This is a genomic window from Citrobacter sp. XT1-2-2, assembly GCF_023516235.1.
GTDB lineage: Bacteria > Pseudomonadota > Gammaproteobacteria > Enterobacterales > Enterobacteriaceae > Citrobacter > Citrobacter werkmanii.
Genome location: NZ_CP097324.1, coordinates 1,871,137 through 1,896,835 on the forward strand (window position 1 = coordinate 1,871,137; position 25,699 = coordinate 1,896,835).

The 25,699-nt window shown below is 51.3% G+C and carries 23 protein-coding genes; all 23 read left to right on the forward strand.

Annotation, left to right across the window (positions count from 1 at the left end):
- Positions 1-3 precede the first annotated feature (3 nt).
- Complete coding sequence (wzb, locus tag M4I31_RS08735) at positions 4-453, forward strand: low molecular weight protein-tyrosine-phosphatase Wzb (RefSeq protein ID WP_038641798.1); 450 nt, start codon at positions 4-6, stop codon at positions 451-453.
- Complete coding sequence (gene wzc, locus M4I31_RS08740) at positions 450-2,612, forward strand: tyrosine-protein kinase Wzc (protein WP_085047920.1); 2,163 nt, start codon at positions 450-452, stop codon at positions 2,610-2,612. The genes wzb and wzc overlap by 4 nt, the downstream gene beginning before the upstream one ends.
- Positions 2,613-2,689: 77 nt before the next feature.
- Complete coding sequence (wcaA, locus tag M4I31_RS08745; protein WP_069323489.1) at positions 2,690-3,532, forward strand: colanic acid biosynthesis glycosyltransferase WcaA; 843 nt, start codon at positions 2,690-2,692, stop codon at positions 3,530-3,532.
- Positions 3,533-3,534: 2 nt separating this feature from the next.
- On the forward strand, positions 3,535-4,023 hold the full coding sequence (wcaB, locus tag M4I31_RS08750) for a colanic acid biosynthesis acetyltransferase WcaB (protein ID WP_038641791.1): 489 nt from the start codon (positions 3,535-3,537) through the stop codon (positions 4,021-4,023).
- Positions 4,020-5,237: a colanic acid biosynthesis glycosyltransferase WcaC gene (gene wcaC, locus M4I31_RS08755; protein ID WP_085047921.1), complete on the forward strand. Its 1,218-nt coding sequence runs from the start codon at positions 4,020-4,022 to the stop codon at positions 5,235-5,237. The genes wcaB and wcaC overlap by 4 nt, the downstream gene beginning before the upstream one ends.
- The gene (wcaD, locus tag M4I31_RS08760) at positions 5,212-6,429 is read left to right on the forward strand and encodes a colanic acid polymerase WcaD (protein WP_085047922.1); all 1,218 of its coding nucleotides are present in this window, start codon (positions 5,212-5,214) and stop codon (positions 6,427-6,429) included. The genes wcaC and wcaD overlap by 26 nt, the downstream gene beginning before the upstream one ends.
- A 5-nt stretch (positions 6,430-6,434) precedes the next feature.
- Positions 6,435-7,181, forward strand: coding sequence for a colanic acid biosynthesis glycosyltransferase WcaE (gene wcaE, locus M4I31_RS08765; protein WP_085047923.1), 747 nt, complete (start codon positions 6,435-6,437; stop codon positions 7,179-7,181).
- A gap of 9 nt (positions 7,182-7,190) precedes the next feature.
- The gene (wcaF, locus tag M4I31_RS08770; RefSeq protein ID WP_069323493.1) at positions 7,191-7,745 is read left to right on the forward strand and encodes a colanic acid biosynthesis acetyltransferase WcaF; all 555 of its coding nucleotides are present in this window, start codon (positions 7,191-7,193) and stop codon (positions 7,743-7,745) included.
- A 24-nt stretch (positions 7,746-7,769) separates the two neighbouring features.
- The gene (gmd, locus tag M4I31_RS08775) at positions 7,770-8,891 is read left to right on the forward strand and encodes a GDP-mannose 4,6-dehydratase (RefSeq protein WP_038641779.1); all 1,122 of its coding nucleotides are present in this window, start codon (positions 7,770-7,772) and stop codon (positions 8,889-8,891) included.
- Positions 8,892-8,893: 2 nt separating this feature from the next.
- Positions 8,894-9,859: a GDP-L-fucose synthase gene (locus M4I31_RS08780; RefSeq protein ID WP_085047924.1), complete on the forward strand. Its 966-nt coding sequence runs from the start codon at positions 8,894-8,896 to the stop codon at positions 9,857-9,859.
- Between the two features lie 2 nt (positions 9,860-9,861).
- Positions 9,862-10,341, forward strand: coding sequence for a GDP-mannose mannosyl hydrolase (locus M4I31_RS08785; protein ID WP_038641775.1), 480 nt, complete (start codon positions 9,862-9,864; stop codon positions 10,339-10,341).
- A complete protein-coding gene (gene wcaI, locus M4I31_RS08790; RefSeq protein WP_085047925.1) occupies positions 10,338-11,564 on the forward strand; it encodes a colanic acid biosynthesis fucosyltransferase WcaI in 1,227 nt (408 codons plus the stop codon). The genes M4I31_RS08785 and wcaI overlap by 4 nt, the downstream gene beginning before the upstream one ends.
- Positions 11,564-13,000, forward strand: coding sequence for a mannose-1-phosphate guanyltransferase (cpsB, locus tag M4I31_RS08795; protein ID WP_038641772.1), 1,437 nt, complete (start codon positions 11,564-11,566; stop codon positions 12,998-13,000). The genes wcaI and cpsB overlap by 1 nt, the downstream gene beginning before the upstream one ends.
- A gap of 130 nt (positions 13,001-13,130) precedes the next feature.
- Complete coding sequence (cpsG, locus tag M4I31_RS08800; protein ID WP_085047926.1) at positions 13,131-14,501, forward strand: colanic acid biosynthesis phosphomannomutase CpsG; 1,371 nt, start codon at positions 13,131-13,133, stop codon at positions 14,499-14,501.
- 54 nt (positions 14,502-14,555) lie between these two features.
- On the forward strand, positions 14,556-15,950 hold the full coding sequence (gene wcaJ / locus M4I31_RS08805) for an undecaprenyl-phosphate glucose phosphotransferase (protein WP_085047927.1): 1,395 nt from the start codon (positions 14,556-14,558) through the stop codon (positions 15,948-15,950).
- 1 nt (position 15,951) lies between these two features.
- Complete coding sequence (gene wzxC / locus M4I31_RS08810; RefSeq protein ID WP_085047928.1) at positions 15,952-17,430, forward strand: colanic acid undecaprenyl disphosphate flippase WzxC; 1,479 nt, start codon at positions 15,952-15,954, stop codon at positions 17,428-17,430.
- Between the two features lie 23 nt (positions 17,431-17,453).
- A complete protein-coding gene (gene wcaK, locus M4I31_RS08815; protein WP_085047929.1) occupies positions 17,454-18,734 on the forward strand; it encodes a colanic acid biosynthesis pyruvyl transferase WcaK in 1,281 nt (426 codons plus the stop codon).
- Complete coding sequence (gene wcaL / locus M4I31_RS08820) at positions 18,731-19,951, forward strand: colanic acid biosynthesis glycosyltransferase WcaL (RefSeq protein WP_085047930.1); 1,221 nt, start codon at positions 18,731-18,733, stop codon at positions 19,949-19,951. Before wcaK ends, wcaL begins: the two co-directional genes overlap by 4 nt.
- An 11-nt stretch (positions 19,952-19,962) precedes the next feature.
- Complete coding sequence (wcaM, locus tag M4I31_RS08825; RefSeq protein ID WP_085047931.1) at positions 19,963-21,357, forward strand: colanic acid biosynthesis protein WcaM; 1,395 nt, start codon at positions 19,963-19,965, stop codon at positions 21,355-21,357.
- A gap of 165 nt (positions 21,358-21,522) precedes the next feature.
- On the forward strand, positions 21,523-22,416 hold the full coding sequence (gene galF / locus M4I31_RS08830; RefSeq protein ID WP_085047932.1) for a UTP--glucose-1-phosphate uridylyltransferase GalF: 894 nt from the start codon (positions 21,523-21,525) through the stop codon (positions 22,414-22,416).
- A 369-nt stretch (positions 22,417-22,785) separates the two neighbouring features.
- The gene (gene rfbB / locus M4I31_RS08835; RefSeq protein ID WP_085047933.1) at positions 22,786-23,871 is read left to right on the forward strand and encodes a dTDP-glucose 4,6-dehydratase; all 1,086 of its coding nucleotides are present in this window, start codon (positions 22,786-22,788) and stop codon (positions 23,869-23,871) included.
- Positions 23,871-24,770: a dTDP-4-dehydrorhamnose reductase gene (gene rfbD, locus M4I31_RS08840; protein ID WP_085047934.1), complete on the forward strand. Its 900-nt coding sequence runs from the start codon at positions 23,871-23,873 to the stop codon at positions 24,768-24,770. Before rfbB ends, rfbD begins: the two co-directional genes overlap by 1 nt.
- Positions 24,771-24,820: 50 nt before the next feature.
- Complete coding sequence (gene rfbA, locus M4I31_RS08845; RefSeq protein ID WP_085047935.1) at positions 24,821-25,699, forward strand: glucose-1-phosphate thymidylyltransferase RfbA; 879 nt, start codon at positions 24,821-24,823, stop codon at positions 25,697-25,699.

A 25,699-nucleotide genomic window follows, 5' to 3' on the forward strand; every position in this document is an offset into this window, starting at 1 on the left:
GTCATGTTTAACAAAATATTGGTTGTCTGTGTGGGGAACATTTGCCGTTCCCCGACGGCAGAACGCTTGTTAAGGAAGTTTCATCCGGCGTTGACGGTCTCTTCTGCAGGTCTAGGGGCGCTGGTGGGTAAAGGTGCGGATCCCTGTGCTATTAGCGTCGCGCAGGCGCACAACCTGTCACTGGAAAATCATTGTGCCCGCCAGATCTCAGGACGCATGTGCCGGGAGTATGACCTGATCCTGACCATGGAAAAACGCCATATTTCAGCCCTGTGCGAAATGGTGCCGGAGATGCGCGGCAAAGTGATGCTTTTTGGTCACTGGGACAGCGAACGTGAAATTCCCGACCCATACCGTAAAAGTCGGGATGCGTTTGACGCGGTGTACGCATTACTTGAACGGTCTGCCCGCCAGTGGGCTCAGGCATTGAACGCGGAGCAGGGAAAACAATGACAGAAAAAGTAAAACAGTCTGCCGCGCCGGTTACGGGCAATGATGAAATCGATATTGGTCGTCTGGTAGGAACGGTGGTGGAAGCTCGCTGGTGGGTGCTTGGTATTACGGCGACGTTTGCGTTATGTGCGGCGGTCTACACGCTGTTTGCCACGCCGATCTACAGTGCGGATGCGCTGGTGCAAATTGAGCAAAATACCGGGAATTCCCTGGTGCAGGATATTGGCTCGGCGTTGTCGAATAAACCGCCGGCTTCGGAAGCGGAAATTCAGCTCATTCAGTCACGGCTGGTACTGGGAAAAACGGTAGACGATCTCAATCTGGATATCGCGGTGACGAAAGATACATTTCCGATTTTTGGCGCAGGCTGGGATCGGTTGATGGGGCGCCAGAATGAAACCGTTAATGTCACCACCTTTACGCTGCCAAAGGCGATGAAGGAACAGACTTTTACGCTAAGCGTGTTGAACGATAAAAGTTATCAATTAGTCAGTGATGGGGGATTTAGCGCCCGCGGTCAGGTTGGGCAATTGTTGAATCACGATGGCGTGACGATGCTGGTTGAGGCGATTCATGCCAGCCCTGAGAGCCAATTTACCGTCAGCAAATTTTCCACATTGGGCATGATTAACACCCTGCAAAATAACCTGATGGTGACAGAAACCGGCAAAGATACTGGCGTATTGAGCCTGACTTTTACCGGCGAAGACCGCGAACAAATCCGCCAGATCCTCGACAGTATTACCCGCAACTATCTGCAACAAAACGTAGAACGTAAGTCAGAAGAGGCCGCTAAAAGTCTGGCGTTTCTGGCAAAACAGTTGCCTGAGGTGCGTAACCGGCTGGACGTTGCCGAAAATAAGCTGAATGCCTTCCGTCAGGATAAAGACTCCGTGGATTTGCCGCTGGAAGCTAAAGCTGTGCTCGATTCCATGGTAAATATCGATGCGCAGCTCAACGAACTGACCTTTAAAGAAGCGGAAATCTCCAAGTTATTCACCAAAGCGCACCCGGCGTATCGTACATTGCTGGAAAAACGCCAGGCGCTGGAAGATGAGAAAAGCAAGCTGAACGGGCGTGTTACGGCAATGCCGAAAACGCAGCAGGAAATTGTCCGGCTGACCCGCGATGTGGAGTCCGGTCAGCAGGTCTATATGCAGCTGTTAAATAAGCAACAGGAACTGAAGATCACCGAGGCGAGTACGGTCGGAGATGTACGCATCGTCGATCCCGCAATTGCCCAGCCAGGCGTGCTGAAGCCGAAAAAGGCGTTGATTATTCTCGGTAGCATTATTCTTGGTTTGATGCTTTCGGTGGTGGGCGTATTGCTGCGTTCCCTGTTTAATCGCGGCATTGAAAGCCCACAGGCGCTGGAAGAGCATGGCATCAGCGTCTATGCCAGCATCCCGCTTTCAGAATGGCAAAAAGCGCGCGATAACGTTCAGACGATTAAAGGTGTGAAGCGTTACAAACAAACCCAGTTACTGGCGGTGGGGAATCCAACGGATCTCGCCATAGAAGCGGTCCGTAGCCTGCGTACCAGTCTGCATTTCGCCATGATGCAGGCGCGCAACAACGTGTTGATGCTGACCGGCGTCAGCCCGTCGATAGGTAAAACATTTGTCTGCGCTAACCTGGCGGCGGTCATTAGCCAGACCCACAAGCGCGTGCTGTTGATCGACTGTGACATGCGCAAAGGCTATACCCACGAACTGCTGGGTACCAGTAACGTCAACGGTCTGTCTGAGATCCTCGTCGGTAAGGGGGATATCTCCTCCAGCGCGAAACCGACCTCCATTGCGAATTTTGATCTGATCCCTCGCGGACAAATCCCCCCTAATCCATCTGAGCTTCTGATGAGTGAACGCTTTGGCCAACTGATTACGTGGGCCAGCGAGCACTATGACCTGGTCCTGATAGATACCCCGCCAATACTGGCGGTGACCGATGCGGCAATTGTTGGCCGCCATGTCGGCACCACGCTGATGGTGGCGCGTTATGCGGTCAATACGCTGAAAGAGGTGGAAACCAGCCTGAGTCGGTTTGAGCAAAACGGCATTCAGGTTAAAGGGGTGATTCTGAACTCGATCTTCCGCCGTGCCAGTGGCTATCAGGATTACGGTTACTACGAATACGAATACACGTCGGATTCGAAATAGATAACGAACAGCAACGCATATCGAATGTAGGCCTGATAAGCGTAGCGCCATCAGGCAACTTTATTTGGGAAACGAAAATGACGACAGAAAACCCACTCATTTCAATTTATATGCCAACCTGGAATCGCCAACAGCTGGCCATTCGGGCGATTAAATCGGTGTTGCGCCAGGACTATCCTCACTGGGAGATGATCATCGTGGATGACTGTTCTTCCTCGTATGAGCAACTACAGCAGTTCGTTGAGGAACTGAACGACCCACGCGTGTGCTATACGCATAACGCGACGAACTCTGGGGCCTGCGCGGTACGCAATCAGGCCATCATGCAGGCTAATGGGCAATATATTACGGGTATTGATGATGATGATGAATGGACGCCGAATCGCCTGAGCGTGTTTCTGCAGCATCGTCATCAACTGGTTACGCACGCGTTTCTGTATGCCAATGATTATGTTTGTGAAGGCGAAGTGTATTCGCAACCGGCCAGTCTGCCGCTCTATCCGAAGTCAGTTTACTCCCGACGCAAGTTTTACAAGCGCAATATTATTGGTAATCAGGTATTTACGTGGGCATGGCGTTTTAAAGCATGCCTGTTCGATACCACACTGAAAGCCGCGCAGGATTACGACATTTTTCTCAGGATGGTGGTGGCGTACGGCAAACCGTGGAAGGTCAAAGAGGCGACGCAGATCCTGCATGTGAACCACGGTGAGATGCGCATTACCTCGTCACCGCATAAATTCTCCGGCTACTTTCAGTTCTATCGTAAGCACAAAGGTAAATTTGACCGGGCGAGTAAGAAATATCAGCTGTTTACGCTCTATCAGATCCGCAATAAACGAATGAACTGGCGCACGCTGCTGACGTTGCTTTCCATTCGCAACAGTAAGCGTCTGGCCGACGGACTGCGAGGACGCTAAGTATGCTGGAAGATTTACGTGCGAACGGCTGGAGTCTGCGCCCCTGCTGTATGGTAGTGGCCTATCGGATTGCCCATTTTTGCTCCGTCTGGCGTAAAAAAAATATCTTGAACAACCTGTGGGCTGCGCCGGTGCTGGTGTTGTATCGCCTGATCACTGAATGCCTGTTTGGTTATGAAATTCAGGCCGCTGCATCTATCGGTCGTCGTTTCACTATCCATCATGGTTATGGCGTAGTGATCAATAAACACGTGGTGGCAGGGGACGATTTAACCCTGCGCCACGGTGTCACCATTGGCAATCCTGGCGGCAAAGATTTGTCCTGTCCGGTCATCGGTAACGGTGTCGAACTGGGGGCCAACGTCACTGTGCTCGGCGATGTCGCTATTGGCGATAACGTGACCATTGGCGCCGGGAGCGTGGTAGTGGATAGCATCCCTGACAACACGCTGGTGGTGGGCGAGAAAGCACGAGTGAAGGTAACAAAATGAATATCTTACAATTTAATGTGCGACTCGCAGAAGGTGGAGCGGCAGGTGTGGCGTTAGATCTGCATCTTCGCGCGCTAGCGAAAGGGTTGACGTCACGCTTTGTGTACGGCTATGGCAAAGGCGGCAAGAAAAGCGCCAGCCACGGTAATTATCCGCATGTTATCAAACATACGCCGCGCCTGACGTCGGCGGCGAATATTGCGCTATTTCGTTTCGCTAACCGCGACCTGTTTGGCAATCTTAACAGTTTATATCGTACGGTGACCCGCACATCCGGCCCGCTGGTACTGCATTTTCATGTGCTGCACAGTTACTGGTTGAACCTGGAAGAGGTCGTGACCTTTTGCGAAAAGGTGAAGGCGCATAAACCGGACATCACCTTTGTCTGGACGCTGCACGATCACTGGAGCGTGACCGGGCGTTGCGCTTTCACAGACGGGTGTGAAAGCTGGAAAACAGGCTGCCAGAAATGCCCGACGTTAAGCAACTATCCGCCGGTAAAAATCGACAAAGCCCATCAGCAGGTGTCCGCTAAACGGCAGAGGTTTCGCGACATGTTAGCGCTTGGCTGCCAGTTTATCTCTCCCAGCCAGCATGTGGCCGACGCGTTCAACAGTCTGTATGGCATGGGGCGCTGCCGCATTATTAACAACGGTATTGATGTGGCAACCGAAGCCATTCTTGCCGAACTGCCCGCCAGACATGAACCACACGGCAGACCGAAAATCGCGGTGGTGGCTCATGACCTGCGCTATGACGGTAAAACCAATCAGCGCCTGGTGCAGGAGATGATGGCGCTCGGGGAAAAAATTGAGCTGCATACCTTCGGCAAATTTTCTCCCTTTGCTGGCGATAATGTCATCAATCATGGCTTCGAAAGCGATAAGCGAACGTTGATGAGCGCGCTTAACGAGATGGATGGACTGGTGTTCAGCTCCCGCGTTGATAATTACCCGCTGATTCTGTGCGAAGCGCTTTCCATCGGGGTACCGGTGATTGCTACGCACAGCGAGGCGGCACAAGAGGTACTGGCGAAAGCGGGCGGCAAAACGTTCAGTGAAGCGGATGTATTGCGGCTGGTACAACTGAAAAAATCAGACATTGCGCAGGCGGTATTCGACACATCGCTTGCCGCGTTCAGCCAGCGCAGCCGGGTGGCATACAGTGGACAACAGATGCTGGAGGAATATGTCTCGTTCTATCAGAATCTGTAGCTATCTGCTGCTACCGCTGCTTTATCTGCTGGTTAACGTCAAACTTGCCCAGCTTGGCGAGAGCTTCCCGATAACGATTGTCACATTCTTGCCCGTTCTGCTGTTGCTGTTTGTCGAGCGCATCAATATTAAAAAATTAATGATTGCGCTGGGCGTGGGGGGAGGGCTGACGGCGTTTAACTACCTGTTCGGTCAATCGCTGAATGCCAGTAAATACGTCACGTCCGCGATGCTGTTTGTCTATACCGTGGTGATTATTGGAATGGTGTGGAGTATTCGCTTCAAAACCATTTCGCCGCATAACTATGTTAAGATCCTGCGTTTTTTCTGGCTGGTTGTCGGGCTGGTGGTAGGGTTAGCGGCAGTTGAAATGGCGCAGATCATTCTCAGCGGCGGCAGCAGTTTAATGGAAGTTATTTCGAAATATCTTATTTACAGTAACAGCTATGTTCTGAACTTTATTAAGTTTGGCGGAAAACGCACCACTGCGCTTTATTTCGAACCGGCATTCTTCGCTCTGGCGTTAATCTCAATTTGGCTCAGTATCAAACAGTTTGGTATCAAAACGCCTAAGTCCGATGCTATGATTCTGGCAGGGATAATATTATCAGGGTCGTTTTCCGGGGTGATGACGTTTATTTTGTTTTATCTCCTGGAGTGGGCGTTTCAGTACCTGAATAAGGATGCGATAAAAAAGAAGTTGCCGCTGGCGATAATCTCATTAAGCGTGTTTTTAGTCGGTGTGATATTTGCGTTTCCGTACATCGCAACGCGCCTTGGGGATTTAGGCACCGAGGGGTCATCATCGTATTATCGAATCGTGGGGCCGCTAGTGATGGTCGGTTATTCGTTAATGCATGTTGATGGCGTCGTAAGATTCGGTTCGCTTTATGAATATGTCGCGTCATTCGGAATTTTTAACGGTGCGGATGTGGGTAAAACGATAGACAATGGTTTGTATCTGCTGATTATTTATTTTTCGTGGTTCGCCGTGATATTAACCCTGTGGTACATGGGGAAAGTCATGAAGATGATGATCACTGCTTTTGGTGATAATCAGAATTATCAGGTGCAGCTATATCTTTTTACGCCGCTGTCGCTGTTTTTTACAGGGTCAGTATTTAGTCCGGAATACGCGTTTTTAATTGTGTGTCCGTTTATTTTGCGCAAGGCGCTGAATATCGCGAGGTAAATCACATGCTGCTTAGTATTATTACCGTCGCCTTTCGCAATCTGGAAGGGATCGTCAAAACTCACGCCTCGCTGGCACACCTGGCGCAGGCAGGCGATATCAGTTTTGAGTGGATTGTTGTTGATGGCGGCTCCTCTGACGGTACGTCGGCGTTTCTTGAAGGTCTCGGTGGAGAGCACCGGTTACGGTTTGTCAGCGAACCGGATAACGGCATTTATGATGCGATGAACAAAGGCATTGCGATGGCGCGCGGGCGCTTTGCGCTGTTCCTCAATTCCGGGGATATTCTGCATGCCGATGCGGCTCAGTTTATCCGCCAGTTAAAAACGCAGAGTGATAAAGCCATGGTTATCGGCGATGCGTTGCTGGATTTTGGCAATGGCAACAAAATTAAGCGCCGGGCAAAGCCGGGTTGGTATATTTATCACAGCCTGCCTGCCAGCCATCAGGCCATCTTTTTTCCGCTCTCAGGACTGAATGTCTGGCGCTATGATTTGCAATATAAAATATCGTCCGATTACGCGCTGGCCGCCCAATTATACAAGTCTGGTTACGTTTTCAAAAAACTGGACGGGCTGGTGTCGGAGTTTTCGATGGGCGGAGTGTCAACGACGAATAATCTGGAATTATGCCGCGATGCAAAAAAAGTTCAGCGGCAGATATTACATATGCCAGGTTTTTTGACTGGGGTTTCTGAATATTTACGGCTGCGTACAACCGGTAAAACAAAAACTTTATATGGCAAAACGTAAGGGCACATTATGCAGGATTTAAGCGGCTTCAGCGTGCCGAAAGGTTTTCGCGGTAGCGGTGTCATTAAAGTGCAATTATGGTGGGCGGTACAGGCGACACTGTTTCGCTGGTCACCCCAGGTAATGTATCGCTGGCGTGCGTTTTTATTACGAATGTTCGGTGCGAAAATAGGAAAAAACGTAGTTATTCGACCTTCAGTAAAAATTACTTATCCGTGGAAATTAACCCTGGGAGATTATGCCTGGGTGGGTGATGACGCGGTTTTATATACGTTGGGTAATATTACGATTGGCGCACACGCGGTTATTTCGCAAAAAAGTTATTTATGTACCGGAAGTCATGATTACGCCAGCCAATATTTTGATATTAACGCCACACCGATTGTGGTTGGCGATAAATGCTGGCTGGCGACAGATGTCTTTGTCGCGCCAGGCGTGACGATTGGCGATGGCACCGTCGTTGGAGCACGCAGCAGCGTATTTAAATCGCTGCCAGCAAATGTCGTTTGTCGGGGAAACCCCGCAGTAGTCACGCGCGAACGCGTCGAGAAAGTTACTCCCTGAGGGGATCATTTAAGAGGTAATAACATGTCAAAAGTCGCTCTCATCACTGGCGTAACCGGGCAGGATGGTTCTTACCTGGCAGAATTCCTGCTGGAAAAAGGGTATGAAGTGCACGGCATTAAGCGTCGCGCTTCATCATTCAACACCGAACGTGTGGACCATATCTACCAGGATCCACATTCAAGCAACCCCAAATTCCATCTGCACTATGGCGATTTAACGGATTCATCCAACCTGACCCGTATTTTAAAAGAGGTCCAACCGGATGAGGTCTATAACCTGGGCGCCATGAGTCATGTCGCGGTGTCGTTTGACTCACCGGAATACACCGCGGACGTCGATGCAATAGGTACGTTGCGTTTGCTGGAGGCTATCCGCTTCCTTGGTCTGGAAAAGAAGACCCGTTTCTATCAGGCCTCCACCTCAGAACTCTACGGCCTGGTACAGGAAATTCCGCAGAAAGAGACCACGCCGTTTTACCCGCGTTCGCCCTATGCGGTGGCTAAGCTTTACGCCTACTGGATTACCGTTAACTACCGCGAATCTTACGGTATGTATGCCTGTAACGGCATCCTGTTTAACCACGAATCTCCACGCCGTGGTGAAACTTTCGTCACCCGTAAAATCACCCGCGCCATTGCCAACATCGCTCAGGGCCTGGAGTCGTGCCTGTACCTGGGCAACATGGATTCGCTGCGTGACTGGGGGCATGCCAAAGATTACGTCAGGATGCAGTGGATGATGCTGCAGCAGGATCAGCCGGAAGATTTCGTCATTGCCACCGGCGTGCAATATTCCGTGCGTCAGTTTGTAGAAATGGCGGCGGCGCAACTGGGTATCAAACTGCGTTTTGAAGGTGAAGGCGTGAATGAAAAAGGCATTGTGGTTTCCGTGACCGGACACGATGCGCCAGGTGTGAAACCTGGGGACGTGATAATCGCCGTCGATCCGCGCTATTTCCGTCCGGCAGAAGTAGAAACGCTATTGGGCGACCCGGCCAGAGCACATGAAAAACTCGGCTGGAAACCGGAAATTACGCTGCGCCAGATGATCTCTGAAATGGTTGCTAACGACCTTGAAGCAGCGAAGAAACATTCCCTGCTGAAGTCGCACGGTTACGAGGTTGCCATCGCGCTGGAGTACTGAGGATGAAGAAACAACGTATTTTTGTGGCGGGCCATCGCGGGATGGTGGGGGCCGCCATCGTAAGACAGCTGGCCCAACGAGATAATGTCGAACTGGTGCTGCGTACCCGAGATGAGCTTAACCTGCTGGATGGAGACGCGGTGCGTCACTTCTTCGCCGCTGAACGTATTGACCAGGTGTACCTGGCGGCGGCAAAAGTGGGTGGGATCGTGGCCAATAACACTTATCCCGCTGATTTTATTTACGAAAATATGATGATTGAGAGCAACATTATTCATGCGGCGCATCTGCATAACGTGAATAAACTGCTGTTTCTCGGATCATCCTGTATTTATCCCAAACATGCTAGCCAGCCAATAGCAGAAAGCGAACTCTTGCAGGGGCAACTGGAGCCGACCAACGAGCCGTATGCGATTGCCAAAATAGCTGGCATCAAGCTGTGTGAATCGTATAACCGTCAGTATGGCCGTGATTATCGCTCGGTGATGCCGACGAATTTGTACGGGCCGCATGACAACTTTCATCCAAGCAATTCGCATGTGATCCCGGCGCTGCTGCGCCGCTTTCACCAAGCCTGCGAGCAAAATGCGCCGGATGTGGTGGTGTGGGGAAGCGGCACGCCGATGCGCGAGTTTCTGCATGTGGATGATATGGCGGCGGCCAGCATCCACGTAATGGAGCTGGCTCATGAAGTCTGGCAGGAATATACCCAGCCGATGCTGTCGCATATCAATGTGGGTACCGGCGTGGACTGCACCATCCGTGAACTGGCCCAGACCATTGCCAAGGTAGTGGGTTACAAGGGGCGCGTGGTGTTTGACGCCAGCAAACCGGACGGGACGCCGCGCAAATTACTCGATGTTACGCGTTTGCATCAGTTGGGCTGGTATCACGAGATATCACTTGAGACAGGGCTTGCCAGCACCTGGCAGTGGTTCCTTGAAAACCAGCAGCGTTATCGGGGGTAAGCATGTTTTTACGTCATGAGGATTTTGCCACCGTCGTACGTTCAACCCCGCTGATTTCTATCGACTTGATCGTGGAAAACGCCGAGGGAGAGTTTCTGCTCGGTAAGCGTCTCAATCGTCCGGCGCAGGGCTACTGGTTCGTTCCCGGCGGTCGTGTGCAAAAAGATGAATCGCTACATGCGGCTTTTGAACGGCTGACTGAAGCTGAGTTGGGGTTGCGTCTACCGCTGTCCGCCGCTGAGTTTTATGGTGTCTGGCAGCACTTCTATGACGACAACTTTTCCGGGGATGATTTCTCAACGCATTACATCGTGCTGGGATTTCGTCTGCGCGTATCAGAAAACGACCTGCAACTGCCTGATGCACAACATGATGCCTACCGCTGGCTGGCGGCGACAGAGATTCAGGCCAGTGACAGCGTACACGCCAACAGCCGGGCTTACTTCTGCCAGGCAAGTCAGAGCGGAGTACCAGGGCTATGAAGATCCTGGTGTATGGCATTAACTACTCGCCGGAGCTGACCGGTATCGGTAAGTACACCGGTGAAATGGTGGAGTGGATGGCGCAACAAGGTCATGACGTGCGGGTGATCACCGCACCGCCTTATTATCCGCAATGGAAAGTTAATGGTCGCTATTCATCCTGGCGCTATCGTCGCGAGGAGGGGGATGCCACCGTCTGGCGTTGTCCGCTGTATGTGCCTGAGCAACCCTCAACGCTCAAGCGTCTGCTGCATTTGGGCAGTTTCGCCCTGAGCAGTTTCTTCCCGCTGCTGGCGCAACGTCGCTGGAAGCCGGATCGCATCATCGGCGTGGTGCCGACGCTGTTTTGTACGCCGGGGATGCGCTTGCTGGCAAAACTCAGCGGCGCGCGCACGCTGCTGCACATTCAGGATTATGAAGTCGATGCCATGTTGGGACTTGGCATGGCAGGCAAAGGTAAGCGCGGTATGGTGGCGAAACTGGCCTGCGTGTTTGAACGCAGTGGTTTGCACAACGTGGACAATATTTCGACGATTTCCCGTTCCATGATGCGCAAAGCCTTGGAAAAAGGCGTTGCGCCACGCAAGGTTATTTTCTTTCCTAACTGGTCGGAAGTGGCGCGCTTTCGTGACGTGACCGACGCCGATGCTTTGGCGTTGCGCCAGAAACTGGGATTGCCCGCGGATCAAAAAATCATTCTCTACTCGGGCAATATCGGTGAAAAGCAGGGGCTTGAGAGCGTCATCGACGCGGCGGCCCAATTGAGTGAGCAACCCTGGCTGTTTGCGATCGTTGGGCAGGGCGGGGGCAAAGCGCGACTGGAGACTATGGTCAGCGAACGCGACCTGCGCAACGTAATGTTCTTTCCGCTGCAACCTTATGAAGCGCTGCCTGCGCTGCTCAAGCTCGCGGACTGTCATCTGGTCGTACAAAAGCGTGGCGCGGCGGATGCAGTACTGCCGTCCAAACTGACTAATATCCTCGCCGTTGGCGGTAACGCGGTGATTACCGCTGAGCCTGAGACCGAATTGGGTCAGTTGTGTGACGCTTATCCTGGCATCGCGGTGTGTGTCGAGCCGGAATCAGTCAATGCGCTGGTTGGCGGAATTCAACAGGCGCTAACCATGCCAAAAGTTAACACGGTGGCACGTGAGTATGCCGAACGCACGTTGGATAAAGAAAACGTGCTGAATCAATTTATTGCTGATATTCGGGGTACATGATGAGTCAAAACAAACTCTTTCCGGTAGTCATGGCCGGTGGCTCGGGTAGTCGTTTATGGCCACTGTCCCGCGTACTGTATCCAAAGCAGTTCCTGTGTCTGAAAGGCGATCTCACCATGTTGCAGACGACGATTTGCCGTCTGAACGGTGTGGAGTGCGAAAGCCCGGTAGTTATCTGTAATGAACAACACCGTTTTATCGTTGCGGAACAGTTACGGCAACTGCACAAACTGACCGAGAACATTATTCTCGAACCAGCCGGACGCAACACTGCGCCAGCCATAGCGCTGGCTGCGCTGGCGGCAAAACGTCAGTGTCCAGGTGACGATCCGCTGCTACTGGTGCTGGCGGCCGATCACATGATTGCCGACGAAGAGGCATTTCGCGAAGCGGTTCGCAATGCGATGCCGTATGCCAGTGCGGGTAAGCTGGTGACGTTTGGTATCGTCCCGGACCAACCGGAGACTGGCTACGGCTATATCCGTCGAGGCGAGGTTTCACCGTCGAATACTGACGCGGTGGCTTTTGAGGTGGCGCAGTTTGTTGAAAAACCTAATCTGGAAACCGCACAGGCGTATGTGGCAAGCGGCGACTACTACTGGAATAGCGGGATGTTCCTGTTCCGGGCAGGCCGTTACCTGGAAGAATTGAAAAAGTATCGTCCCGATATTCTTGAGGCCTGCGAAAACGCCATGAGCACCGTCGACCCCGATCTCGATTTTATTCGCGTTGATGAACAGGCGTTTCTCGCCTGCCCGGAAGAGTCTGTGGACTATGCGGTAATGGAACGTACGGCCGATGCGGTGGTGATGCCTATGAATGCAGGCTGGAGCGATGTCGGCTCCTGGTCATCATTGTGGGAAATCAGCGCCCATACTGCCGAAGGTAATGTGCATCACGGCGATGTCATTAGCCACAAAACGGAAAACAGCTACGTCTATGCCGAATCCGGGTTGGTGACGACCGTCGGGGTGAAAGATCTGGTGGTGGTGCAGACCAAAGACGCGGTACTGATTGCCGATCGCAACGCGGTACAGGATGTCAAAAAAGTGGTGGAGAAAATTAAAGCTGACGGGCGCCATGAGCACCACATTCACCGCGAAGTTTATCGTCCGTGGGGCAAATATGACTCCATTGATGCCGGAGACCGTTACCAGGTCAAGCGAATTACCGTCAAGCCTGGCGAGGGATTGTCCGTGCAGATGCATCATCATCGGGCTGAGCACTGGGTTGTGGTTGCAGGTACCGCGAAAGTGACAATTAATGATGATATCAAACTGCTCGCTGAAAACGAGTCTGTCTATATTCCGCTGGGAGCGACCCACTGTCTGGAGAACCCCGGAAAAATCCCGCTCGATCTGATTGAAGTGCGTTCCGGATCTTACCTCGATGAGGATGATGTGGTGCGGTTTGCGGACAGATACGGGCGCGCCTGATGCCGGATGCGCTTATCCGGCCTGCAACAGCGTAGGCTCGGTAAGGGAAGCGCACCGGGCAATGCATTAACACTTATTAAAAAGGCTCATTAAGAGTCAGGGCTTCCTGTTGCCTGAAAAAGGGTAAATCATGACAAAACTGACCTGTTTTAAAGCGTATGACATCCGTGGCCGACTGGGCGAAGAGTTAAATGAAGAGATTGCGTGGCGTATTGGCCGCGCTTACGGCGAGTTTCTGCAGCCGAAAACCATCGTCCTCGGCGGCGATGTCCGCCTGACCAGCGAGACGCTGAAGCTGGCGCTGGCGAAAGGCCTGCAGGATGCAGGAGTGAATGTGCTGGATATTGGCATGTCGGGCACCGAAGAGATTTATTTCGCCACTTTCCATCTTGGCGTTGATGGCGGCATTGAAGTGACCGCCAGCCATAATCCGCTGGATTACAACGGCATGAAGCTGGTGCGGGAAGGGGCACGGCCCATCAGCGGCGATACCGGTCTGCGCGACGTGCAGCGTCTGGCGGAAGCGAATGACTTCCCGGCGGTTGATGAGAGCAGACGTGGCCGCTACCAGCGGATTAATCCTCGCGATGCCTACATTGACCACCTGCTGGGTTATATCAATCCCGGCAACCTGAAACCGATGAAGCTGGTACTCAATTCCGGTAACGGCGCGGCAGGCCCGGTGGTGGACGCCATTGAAGCCCGTTTTAAGGCGCTGGGCGTGCCGGTCGAGTTCATCAAAATTCACAACACGCCGGATGGCAATTTCCCCAACGGTATTCCCAACCCTCTGCTGCCGGAGTGCCGGGCAGACACGCGTAACGCGGTGATTGCACACGGTGCGGATATGGGGATTGCCTTTGACGGGGATTTTGACCGCTGCTTCCTGTTTGATGAAAAAGGCCAGTTTATAGAAGGGTACTACATTGTCGGTCTGCTGGCGGAAGCGTTTCTGGAGAAGAATCCGGGGGCGAAAATTATCCACGACCCGCGCCTGTCCTGGAACACCGTGGATGTGGTGACGGCGGCAGGCGGTAAACCGGTGATGTCAAAAACCGGACACGCGTTTATTAAAGAGCGGATGCGCCATGAAGATGCCATTTACGGCGGCGAGATGAGCGCGCATCACTATTTCCGCGATTTTGCGTACTGTGACAGCGGGATGATCCCGTGGCTGCTGGTGGCGGAGCTGCTGTGTCTGAAAGGACAGTCGCTGGGCGAACTGGTCCGTGACCGGATGGCGGCATACCCGGCGAGTGGAGAAATAAACAGCACGCTGGCGGAGCCGACGGCAGCGATAGCGCGGGTGGAGCAGCACTTTTCCCGGGAAGCGCTGACGGTGGACAGAACGGATGGCATCAGCATGTCGTTTGTCGACTGGCGCTTCAATTTACGCTCTTCCAATACCGAACCGGTGGTGCGCCTGAACGTGGAATCGCGCGGAGATATTCCGTTGATGGAAGCGCGAACGCGCACTCTTCTGGCGTTGCTGAATCAGTAATGCCGGTGCTTCCTTTGCCCGGTTATGGGCCAAAGGCGACTAACAGGAACCACGATGACACATCTAAAGAAGCGCGAACGCGCCAAAACCAATGCGTCGTTAATTTCGATGGTGCAACGTTTTTCGGATATCACCATCATGTTTGGCGGGCTATGGGTAATCTGCGAATTAAGCGGTTTGCCTTTCCTGTACATGCACCTGCTGGTGGCGTTGATCACGCTGGTGGTTTTTCAGATGCTCGGCGGGATAACGGATTTTTATCGCTCATGGCGCGGCGTCAAAATATCCACTGAGCTGGTGCTGTTGCTGCAAAACTGGACGTTGAGCCTGATTTTTAGCGCAGGTTTAATTGCCTTTAATAACGATTTCGATAACCGTCTTGCGGTCTGGATGGCGTGGTATCTGCTGTCAAGCGTGGGTCTGGTGTTGAGCCGTTCGTTTATTCGCTACGGTGCGGGATGGCTGCGTAATCGCGGTTACAACACCCGCCGGGTTGCGGTGGCAGGCAACCTGCCCGCCGGGCAAATGCTACTGGACAGCTTTCGCCATGAACCGTGGCTGGGGTTTGAAGTAGCCGGTGTCTATCACGATCCTGTTCCAGGGAAAAACTCCCGCGACTGGGCCGGGAATTTGCAACAACTGGTGGATGACGCTAAAGCTTCACGCATTCATAACGTCTATATCGCCATGTCGATGAACGATGGTGCCAGTGTGAAAAAACTGGTGCGCGATCTGGCCGACACGACCTGCTCAGTGATCCTCATCCCCGATGTCTTTACCTTCAACATCCTGCATTCACGGATTGAAGAGATGAACGGTGTTCCGGTGGTGCCGCTGTATGACACGCCGCTCTCGGGCATTAACCGTCTGTTGAAGCGTGCGGAAGATATCGTGCTGGCCTCGCTGATCCTGCTGCTGATTTCCCCGGTGCTGTGTGGCATTGCGTTACTGGTGAAACTGACCTCAAAAGGACCGGTAATTTTCCGCCAGACCCGTTACGGCATGGATGGGAAGCCGATCAAAGTCTGGAAGTTTCGTTCAATGAAAGTGATGGAAAACGACGCGGTGGTGACGCAGGCGACGCAAAACGACCCACGCGTGACGCCGGTGGGGAATTTTCTGCGCCGGACGTCGCTGGATGAGTTACCGCAGTTTATTAACGTGCTGACGGGAGGGATGTCTATCGTCGGGCCACGTCCGCACGCGGTGGCGCATAACGAACAGTACCGCCAACTGATTGAGGGTTACATGTTACGTCATAAGGTGAAGCCGGGCATTACCGGTTGGGCGCAAATCAACGGCTGGCGGGGGGAAACCGATACGCTGGAAAAAATGGAAAAACGTGTGGAATTTGACCTCGAATATATTCGTGAGTGGAGCTTATGGTTCGATATCAAAATTGTTTTTCTGACGATATTTAAAGGCTTTGTGAACAAAGCGGCGTATTAACATGAGTTTACGAGAAAAAACGCTGAATGGCGCGAAGTGGTCGGCAATTGCCACGGTGATCATTATTGGCCTCGGACTTATCCAGATGACCGTCCTGGCGCGGATTATTGATAATCACCAGTTCGGGTTGTTAACCGTGGCGCTGGTGATCATTGCCCTGGCCGACACGTTGTCTGACTTTGGCATTGCCAACTCCATTATTCAGCGCAAAGAGATTGGCTACCTTGAACTGACCACCTTGTACTGGCTCAATGTCGGACTCGGTATTGTGGTATGCGTGACGATGTTTCTGCTTAGCGAGACAATTGCCAGCGTACTCAATAACCCCGAACTGGCTCCGCTCATCAAAACGTTATCACTGGCGTTTGTGGTGATACCGCACGGCCAGCAGTTTCGCGCGCTGATGCAAAAAGAACTGGCCTTTAACAAAATCGGCATGATTGAGACCAGTTCGGTGCTGGCCGGCTTTACCTTTACCGTGGTGAGCGCCCATTTCTGGCCGCTCGCGCTGACGGCTATTCTTGGGTATCTGGTGAACAGTACGCTACGTACGCTGCTGTTCGGCTATTTTGGTCGCCAGATTTACCGTCCGGGGCTGCATTTCTCGCTGGCTTCTGTTTCGTCAAACCTACGTTTCGGCGCATGGCTGACGGCGGATAGCATTATTAATTATATCAATACCAATCTTTCTACGCTGGTGCTGGCCAGAACGTTGGGGGCAAGCGTCGCGGGGGGATTCAATCTTGCCTGGAACGTGGCGGTTGTACCGCCAATCAAACTGAACCCGATCATTACCCGCGTTCTGTTTCCGGCGTTTGCCAAAATTCAGGACGACAGCGAAAAATTGCGGGTGAATTTTTACAAACTACTGTCGGTGGTCGGGATCATCAATTTTCCGGCGCTGCTGGGATTAATGGTGGTATCGAACAATCTGGTGCCGCTGGTATTTGGCGAGAAGTGGAACGGTATTGTCCCCGTCCTGCAATTGTTGTGCATTGTCGGGCTACTGCGCTCTGTCGGGAATCCGATCGGTTCACTGCTGATGGCGAAGGCGCGGGTTGATATCAGCTTCAAATTCAATGTGTTCAAAACCTTTCTGTTTATTCCGGCCATTTTCATTGGTGGACATCTGGCGGGGGCGACAGGCGTGACGCTGGGCTTTTTGCTGGTTCAGGTGATTAACACCATCCTCAGTTATTTCGTGATGATCAAACCTGTTCTGGGTTCCAGCTACCGTCAGTACATGCTCAGTCTGTGGCTACCGTTGTATCTCTCCTTGCCAACCGTTGTTGTGAGCTATGTGCTGGGTTTTACCCTGCGCAACCAACTGCCGTTAAGCGCGGTGCTGGGGTTGCAAATCGCGGCGGGAACGCTGGCGTTTGCGGTGATGATTGTGCTGTCGCGCCACCCGCTGGTGGTGGAAATAAAACGCCAACTCTGTCGCAGTGAAAAAATGAAAACCTTGCTCCGTGCAGGATAAGAACAACGCTTTAAGAGGTCATAATGAAACTATTAATTTTGGGCAACCATACCTGCGGGAACCGAGGGGATAGCGCTATTCTGCGCGGTTTGCTGGATGCCATTAACGCGCAGCGTCCCGAGACTGAAGTCGATGTTATGAGCCGCTACCCGGTAAGCTCCTCATGGTTACTCAATCGTCCGGTGATGGGCGATCCGTTATATTCGCAGATGAAGCAACACAACAACGCCGCGGGCGTCATGGGACGGGTGAAGAAGGTCTTGCGCCGTCGCTATCAGCACCAGGTACTGCTCTCGCGCGTCACCGACTCTGGTAATCTGCGCAACATCGCTATCGCCCAGGGATTTACCGATTTTGTCCGTTTACTGTCGCGCTATGACGCCATCATCCAGGTCGGCGGATCGTTTTTTGTTGATTTGTATGGCGTGCCGCAGTTCGAACATGCCCTGTGTTCATTTATGGCGAAAAAACCGCTGTACATGATTGGGCACAGCGTGGGGCCATTCCAGGATGAGCAGTTTAATCAACTGGCAAACTACGTTTTTGGCCATTGTAACGCGCTGATTTTGCGCGAATCAGTTAGTCTGGAACTGATGAAACGCAGCGCAATAACCACGGAAAAGGTAGAGGCAGGCGTGGATACCGCCTGGCTGGTCGATAATCATCATGAGGATTTTGAGCCAGGCTATGCCGTACAGCACTGGTTGCAAATGGTGGCAAAGCAGAAGACTGTGGCCATTACTTTGCGTGAGCTGGCGCCCTTTGATAAGCGTCTGGGGACGACGCAACAGGCTTATGAACAAGCCTTTGCCGGGGTAGTGAACCGCATTCTCGATGAAGGGTACCAGGTGATAGCGTTGTCAACCTGTACCGGTATCGATAGTTACAACAAAGATGACCGTATGGTGGCGTTGAACCTGCGTCAGCATGTTAACGACCCGGCCCGTTATCATGTGGTAATGGATGAACTCAACGACCTTGAGATGGGAAAAATTCTCGGGGCATGCGACCTGACGGTGGGCACTCGCCTGCACTCAGCTATCATTTCGATGAATTTTATGACGCCCGCCATCGCCATTAACTATGAGCATAAATCGGCAGGGATCATGCAGCAACTGGGGCTACCGGAGATGGCCGTCGATATACGCCATTTGCTGGATGGCAGCCTCGAGGGCAAAGTCGCCGATATTCTCGGACAGCTTCCTGAACTGAACATACGGGTAGGGGACGCGGTTATGCGTGAACGCGAACGTGGGGTGCGTATGGTGCAGTCGGTATTAACGCGCATTGAGGGGGAAAAATGAAGATTGGTTTTTTCCTGCTTAAATTTCCACTCTCTTCAGAGACCTTCGTATTAAATCAGATCACTGCGTTCATCGACATGGGCTATGAGGTGGAGATTGTCGCCATGCATAAGGGCGATCTTGAAAATACGCATGCCTCATTTAATACCTACCAATTGGGTGACAAAACGCGCTGGTTGCTGAATGAACCGGACGGCAAACTGGCAAAGCTCAAATTCAGGGCGGCGGCTGCATTGCAGGGCATCACCCGCGCAGCCACCTGGAAAGCGCTGAATATCTCTCGCTATGGCGACGAGGCGCGCAATTTGATTTTGGCGGCTATTTGCGGTGGGAATCCGCAGGCATTTCAGGCGGATGTCTTTATTGCGCACTTTGGCCCTGCAGGCGTGACGGCTGCCAAATTGCGTGAGCTGGGAATGATCCGCGGGAAAATAGCCACGGTATTTCATGGTGTTGATGTTTCGCACCGGGATGTATTGGCCCGCTATACCTCCGAATATCAGCAGCTGTTTCAGCGCGGTGACTTGATGCTGCCCATCAGCAATCTCTGGGCCGGACGTTTAAAAAACATGGGATGTCCGCCGCAGAAAATTGCCGTCTCGCGTATGGGAATCGATATGACGCGCTTTACCCCGCGCCAACTGAAATCGCCAGCCGCGCCGTTGGAGATTATTTCTGTCGCGCGCTTAACCGAGAAAAAAGGGCTGCACGTCGCTATCGAAGCCTGCCGGCAGTTGAAAGAGCAGGGCGTCTTATTTCGCTATCGCATTCTTGGCATTGGTCCCTGGGAACGTCGTCTGCGGACGCTGATCGAACAATACCAACTCGATGATGTGATTGAGATGCCTGGCTTTAAACCCAGTCATCAGGTGAAGGAGATGCTTGAGCAAGCAGATGTATTTCTGCTGCCTTCGATTACCGGCAGAGATGGCGATATGGAGGGGATCCCGGTAGCGCTGATGGAGGCGATGGCGGTGGGGATCCCGGTCATTTCGACGGTTCACAGCGGGATCCCTGAGCTGGTGGAGTCGGGTAAATCTGGCTGGCTGGCACCGGAAAACGATGCCCAGGCGTTGGCTGAACGGTTAGCGGCATTCAGCCTGCTCGACAGCGAACAGGTGCAGCCGATTGTGCAATGCGCGCGAGAAAAAATTGAAGCTGAATTTAATCAGTTAGCGATCAATAAACAGTTAGCCAGCCTGCTGCAAACGATGTAAATCGAGGTTGTATGTCAGAGAAAAAACTCTCACGTCGTAGTTTTCTGGCGGCAGGCTCTGCGCTTGTCGTGCTGCACTCTCCCATTAGCCGGGCGCTTGAATCATCTGGCAGCGTCAATATTCAGGATTACAACCCAAAGGATTGGGTCGCATCTTTCAGGCAGGCATTCACGGAAGGGCAAACGGTAGTCGTACCCGAAGGGCTGGAATGTAAGAATATCAATACTGCGATTGTTATTCCGCCAGGCAAAACGCTATCGGTGCAAGGCCGCATAAGCGGCAACGGGCGTGGGCGCTTTGTTCTGCAGGATGGATGCAAGGTCATGGGCGAGCAGGGCGGTAGCCTGAGGAACGTTACTCTCGATGTGCGGGGTTCGGACTGCGTGATAAAAGGGATTGCCATGAGTGGTTTTGCTCCGGTGACGCAAATCTACATTGGCGGCAAAACCTCAAGGCTGATGCGCAATCTGACGATCGATGATATTACCGTCACGCGCGCTAACTATGGGATCCTGCGTCAGGGCTTTCATAACCGCATGGACGGCGTAAAGATCACGAACAGCCGTTTTAGCGATTTACAAGGGGACGCTATCGAATGGAATGTGGCGATTAACGACAGCAATATCCTCATTTCTGACCATGTTATCGAACGTATCAACTGTACCAACGGCAATGTGAACTGGGGCATCGGTATCGGGCTGGCGGGGAGTACTTATGACAATAGCTATCCCGAGGAACTGGCGGTAAAAAACTTTGTGGTGGCGAACATCACCGGTTCCGACTGTCGACAGTTAGTCCATGTGGAGAACGGCAAACATTTTGTCATTCGTAATATTACCGCGCGAAATATCACTCCGGATTTCAGTAAGAAAGCGGGCATTGATAATGCAACGGTCGCGATTTATGGGTGTGATAATTTCGTTATTGATAATATCAATATGGAGAATAGCGCCGGTATGCTCATTGGCTATGGCGTCATCAAAGGACGATATTTATCCATTCCGCAAAACTTTAAATTAAATAATATTCATCTGGATAACTCAAAACTTGAATACAAATTACGCGGCATTCAGATATCCTCGGGCAATGCCACGTCATTTGTGGCCATCACTAATGTGGCGATGAAGCGCGCCACGCTGGAGTTGCACAACCAACCGCAACACCTTTTCTTACGTAACATCAAGGTTATGCAGCAATCAACGACGGGACCCGCGCTAAAGATGCATTTTGATCTTCGCCAGGATGTACGCGGAAAATTTATGGCTAAACAGGATACCTTGCTATCGCTGGCGAATATCCATGCGGTAAACGAAACCGGGAAAAGTTCAGTTGACATTGACCGTATAAACCATCAGGTGGTTAATGTTGAAGCGGTGAATTTCCGACTACCGGGACAGGGGAGGTAACTTTGCGACCATTCCTGGCTCGAATTGAACCTACTTGAGCTTAAGATTACTGCATTCCGCAGATAAGCGGCGTAACATGCGCTGTATCGGTGAAATGTAATTCATACTGGCTAAAACAAGCTAAAAAGCTATAATTCAGCAACAATTGAATAGGTGAATGACTTAATGACTAATTTGAAAGCAGTTATTCCGGTAGCGGGCCTCGGGATGCACATGTTGCCTGCCACGAAGGCAATCCCTAAAGAGATGCTGCCGATCGTAGACAAGCCGATGATTCAATACATTGTCGACGAGATTGTAGCTGCTGGCATTAAAGAAATCGTTCTGGTAACGCATGCGTCAAAGAATGCAGTAGAAAACCACTTCGATACATCTTATGAACTCGAATCGTTGCTTGAGCAGCGCGTCAAGCGCCAGTTGCTGGCTGAGGTTCAGTCTATCTGTCCTCCCGGCGTGACTATCATGAACGTTCGCCAGGCGCAATTACTCGGTCTTGGTCATTCAATTCTTTGTGCTCGCCCAATTATCGGGGACAACCCGTTCGTCGTTGTATTACCGGACGTCGTTCTGGATACAGCAAGTGCGGACCCTCTGCGCTACAATCTGGCTGCCATGGTTGCTCGTTTTAATGAAACCGGGCGCAGTCAGGTGCTGGCTAAGCGTATGGATGGCGATCTGTCCGAGTATTCCGTTATTCAGACCAAAGAGCCTTTGGACAACGAAGGTAAAGTCAGCCGTATCGTTGAATTCATTGAGAAACCAGATCAGCCGCAAACGCTGGATTCCGATCTGATGGCGGTAGGGCGCTATGTGCTTTCGGCTGATATTTGGGCTGAATTAGAGCATACACAACCTGGCGCGTGGGGACGTATTCAGTTAACAGATGCGATTGCAGAACTGGCGAAAAAACAGTCTGTCGATGCCATGTTAATGACGGGCGACAGTTACGACTGCGGTAAAAAAATGGGTTATATGCAGGCGTTCGTTAAGTATGGTTTGCGTAATCTGAAGGAAGGGGCTAAGTTCCGCAAGAGCATCGAAAAGCTACTTAACGAGTAGAGTTTCACAGGACTTTGTGACGGTAAGCCAGAAAAAATAGCGGCAGCTAACACCCCAACGCCTATGATTTATGCAGTGGAGTGTTACTGTCGTTTTTCATATTAAAAATAAAGAATTACAACGAGTTAACCTACTAATTTTAATCTGTTTTTTGTTGGATTTTTTCTTGTTTCTGTAAGCATTTGGTAAGACAATTAGCGTTTGAATTTTGCCTGCTTTGCGATAGCTGGCGGGCAGGTTACATCTTTATCATTCAAGTAGTGCTCTGGTTGCTGCAAGGCCAGGGGCGGTAGCGTGCATAATGCCCAGATGCGCATTATGTGCCAGCATGTTAATAGTATTCATATAAACGATATTCGGAATTAAAACGTGAAAATACTAGTTACTGGTGGGGCGGGTTTCATTGGATCTGCAGTAGTTCGTCATATTATTAAAAATACTCAGGATACTGTTGTTAATGTCGATAAACTTACCTACGCCGGTAACCTTGAGTCCCTTGCTGAAGTCAGTGAAAATAGTCGATATTATTTTGAACTCGCGGATATTTGTGATAAGGCGGCTATGGAACATATTTTCGCCGCGCATAAACCAGATGCAGTAATGCATCTGGCTGCTGAAAGTCATGTTGATCGCTCTATTACTGGTCCTGCAGACTTTATTGAAACGAATATCGTCGGCACTTATGTATTACTCGAAGCCGCTCGTGGCTACTGGAACGGGCTGGATGCAGATAAAAAACAGGCATTTCGTTTCCATCATATCTCCACGGATGAAGTATACGGCGACCTGCCACATCCCGACGAGGTACAAGCCGGTAGCACTTTGCCGTTGTTTACGGAAAATACGGCCTATGCACCGAGCAGCCCGTACTCGGCTTCTAAAGCCTCCAGCGATCATCTGGTTCGCGCATGGTTACGCACCTATGGTTTTCCGACAATCGTCACCAACTGTTCCAACAACTACGGCCCGTATCACTTCCCTGAAAAGCTGATTCCGCTGGTGATCCTGAATGCACTTGAGGGTAAAGCATTGCCAATTTATGGCAGAGGCGATCAGATTCGCGACTGGTTGTATGTTGAAGATCATGCCCGAGCGTTATACACCGTTGTGACCAGGGGCATTGTAGGTGAAACCTATAATATCGGGGGTCATAACGAGAAGAAAAACCTGGACGTGGTACATACTATTTGCGATCTACTGGATGAGATTGTGCCTAAAGAAGGTTCTTACCGCGATCAAATAACGTATGTGGCGGATAGGCCTGGGCACGATCGCCGCTATGCGATTGATGCAGCGAAAATCAGCGATGAACTGGGCTGGAAGCCGCTGGAAACCTTCGAGAGCGGGATCCGTAAGACTGTTGAGTGGTATCTGTCGAATACGCAGTGGGTTGAAAATGTGAAAAGCGGCGCCTACAAGACGTGGATCGAGCAGAATTACGGAGAACGCAACTAATGAATATTCTGCTGTTTGGTAAAACAGGGCAGGTGGGTTGGGAACTACAACGCGCACTAGCCCCGCTGGGGAACCTGATTGCGTTAGATGTACATTCAACTGACTATTGCGGTGACTTCAGCGATCCGCTGGGCGTGGCAGACACCGTCCGTCGTATCTGGCCTGACGTTATCGTCAACGCAGCTGCCCATACGGCAGTAGATAAGGCCGAGTCTGAAATAGAATTTGCGCGATTGCTAAATGCGACCAGCGTGGAGGCAATTGCCAAAGCTGCCGCAGAAATCGGGGCATGGGTAGTGCATTACTCCACGGACTACGTTTTTCCTGGTACCGGCGAAACACCATGGCGAGAAACAGATGCTACAGCGCCGCTTAATGTCTACGGTGAAACGAAACTGGCGGGTGAAAAAGTACTACAAACGCACTGTGCCAACCATCTGATTTTCAGAACCAGCTGGGTGTATGCCGGTAAAGGCAATAATTTTGCGAAAACGATGCTGAAACTGGCAAAAGAGCGCGCAGAGCTTTCGGTGATTAACGACCAGTTCGGTGCGCCAACCGGGGCGGAACTTCTTGCTGACTGTACGGCACATGCTATCCGCGTTGCGATGAACAAACCCGAGGTGGCTGGACTCTACCACTTGGTTGCAGGTGGTACTACGACCTGGCATGACTATGCAGCGCTGGTATTTGAGGAAGCCCGTAAGGCAGGAATTAAACTGGCATTAACCCAGTTAAATGCGGTGCCGACCAGTGCTTATCCTACATCCGCACGCCGTCCAGAAAATTCTCGCCTGAACACTGAAAAATTCCAGAATAACTTTGATCTGGTATTACCTCAGTGGGACGTGGGTGTAAAACGTATGCTGACTGAATTGTTCACGACAACGGCGATTTGAACCTTTTTAACGCCCGTTAACGGACATTTTGTACACAAAGAGATGATGAAATGAAAACGCGTAAAGGGATTATTTTAGCTGGTGGTTCAGGAACTCGTCTTTACCCAGTCACTATGGCTGTTAGCAAGCAACTGCTGCCGATCTATGATAAGCCAATGATCTATTACCCGCTTTCCACGCTGATGCTGGCAGGTATTCGTGACATTTTGATTATTAGTACCCCACAGGATACCCCGCGATTTGAACAGTTACTGGGTGACGGCAGCCAGTGGGGACTAAATATACAGTATAAAGTACAACCGACGCCGGATGGCCTGGCCCAGGCATTTATTATTGGTGAAGAGTTTATCGGTAATGATGATTGTGCTCTGGTGCTTGGCGACAACATTTTTTACGGTCATGACCTGCCTAAATTAATGGATACAGCTGTTAATCAAGAAAGCGGCGCAACCGTATTTGCCTATCATGTTAACGATCCTGAACGTTACGGTGTAGTTGAGTTCGATAAAAGTGGTACAGCAGTTAGCCTTGAAGAAAAACCACTCGAGCCGAAAAGTAATTATGCGGTGACAGGGTTATATTTCTATGACAACGCTGTTGTTGAAATGGCAAAGAACTTAAAACCTTCAGCACGTGGCGAACTGGAAATTACCGACATTAACCAAATTTATATGGAACAGGGAAGGTTATCTGTTGCAATGATGGGACGTGGCTATGCGTGGCTTGATACAGGTACCCATCAAAGCCTAATCGAAGCCAGTAACTTTATTGCCACTATCGAAGAACGCCAGGGTCTGAAGGTCTCCTGTCCGGAAGAAATCGCTTATCGTAAAGGATTCATTGATGCTGCACAGGTTGCAAAACTTGCAGAACCCTTGTCAAAGAATGATTATGGCAAATACCTTAAAAGAATGATTAAAGGTTTCTAA

What these genes read in the sequence shown, in the direction of transcription:
- wzb (WP_038641798.1), top strand. Translation starts at nt 4, where the DNA reads ATGTTTAACAAAATATTGGTTGTCTGTGTGGGGAACATTTGCCGTTCC.
- wzc (WP_085047920.1), top strand. Translation starts at nt 450, where the DNA reads ATGACAGAAAAAGTAAAACAGTCTGCCGCGCCGGTTACGGGCAATGAT.
- wcaA (WP_069323489.1), top strand. Translation starts at nt 2,690, where the DNA reads ATGACGACAGAAAACCCACTCATTTCAATTTATATGCCAACCTGGAAT.
- wcaB (WP_038641791.1), top strand. Translation starts at nt 3,535, where the DNA reads ATGCTGGAAGATTTACGTGCGAACGGCTGGAGTCTGCGCCCCTGCTGT.
- wcaC (WP_085047921.1), top strand. Translation starts at nt 4,020, where the DNA reads ATGAATATCTTACAATTTAATGTGCGACTCGCAGAAGGTGGAGCGGCA.
- wcaD (WP_085047922.1), top strand. Translation starts at nt 5,212, where the DNA reads ATGTCTCGTTCTATCAGAATCTGTAGCTATCTGCTGCTACCGCTGCTT.
- wcaE (WP_085047923.1), top strand. Translation starts at nt 6,435, where the DNA reads ATGCTGCTTAGTATTATTACCGTCGCCTTTCGCAATCTGGAAGGGATC.
- wcaF (WP_069323493.1), top strand. Translation starts at nt 7,191, where the DNA reads ATGCAGGATTTAAGCGGCTTCAGCGTGCCGAAAGGTTTTCGCGGTAGC.
- gmd (WP_038641779.1), top strand. Translation starts at nt 7,770, where the DNA reads ATGTCAAAAGTCGCTCTCATCACTGGCGTAACCGGGCAGGATGGTTCT.
- M4I31_RS08780 (WP_085047924.1), top strand. Translation starts at nt 8,894, where the DNA reads ATGAAGAAACAACGTATTTTTGTGGCGGGCCATCGCGGGATGGTGGGG.
- M4I31_RS08785 (WP_038641775.1), top strand. Translation starts at nt 9,862, where the DNA reads ATGTTTTTACGTCATGAGGATTTTGCCACCGTCGTACGTTCAACCCCG.
- wcaI (WP_085047925.1), top strand. Translation starts at nt 10,338, where the DNA reads ATGAAGATCCTGGTGTATGGCATTAACTACTCGCCGGAGCTGACCGGT.
- cpsB (WP_038641772.1), top strand. Translation starts at nt 11,564, where the DNA reads ATGAGTCAAAACAAACTCTTTCCGGTAGTCATGGCCGGTGGCTCGGGT.
- cpsG (WP_085047926.1), top strand. Translation starts at nt 13,131, where the DNA reads ATGACAAAACTGACCTGTTTTAAAGCGTATGACATCCGTGGCCGACTG.
- wcaJ (WP_085047927.1), top strand. Translation starts at nt 14,556, where the DNA reads ATGACACATCTAAAGAAGCGCGAACGCGCCAAAACCAATGCGTCGTTA.
- wzxC (WP_085047928.1), top strand. Translation starts at nt 15,952, where the DNA reads ATGAGTTTACGAGAAAAAACGCTGAATGGCGCGAAGTGGTCGGCAATT.
- wcaK (WP_085047929.1), top strand. Translation starts at nt 17,454, where the DNA reads ATGAAACTATTAATTTTGGGCAACCATACCTGCGGGAACCGAGGGGAT.
- wcaL (WP_085047930.1), top strand. Translation starts at nt 18,731, where the DNA reads ATGAAGATTGGTTTTTTCCTGCTTAAATTTCCACTCTCTTCAGAGACC.
- wcaM (WP_085047931.1), top strand. Translation starts at nt 19,963, where the DNA reads ATGTCAGAGAAAAAACTCTCACGTCGTAGTTTTCTGGCGGCAGGCTCT.
- galF (WP_085047932.1), top strand. Translation starts at nt 21,523, where the DNA reads ATGACTAATTTGAAAGCAGTTATTCCGGTAGCGGGCCTCGGGATGCAC.
- rfbD (WP_085047934.1), top strand. Translation starts at nt 23,871, where the DNA reads ATGAATATTCTGCTGTTTGGTAAAACAGGGCAGGTGGGTTGGGAACTA.
- rfbA (WP_085047935.1), top strand. Translation starts at nt 24,821, where the DNA reads ATGAAAACGCGTAAAGGGATTATTTTAGCTGGTGGTTCAGGAACTCGT.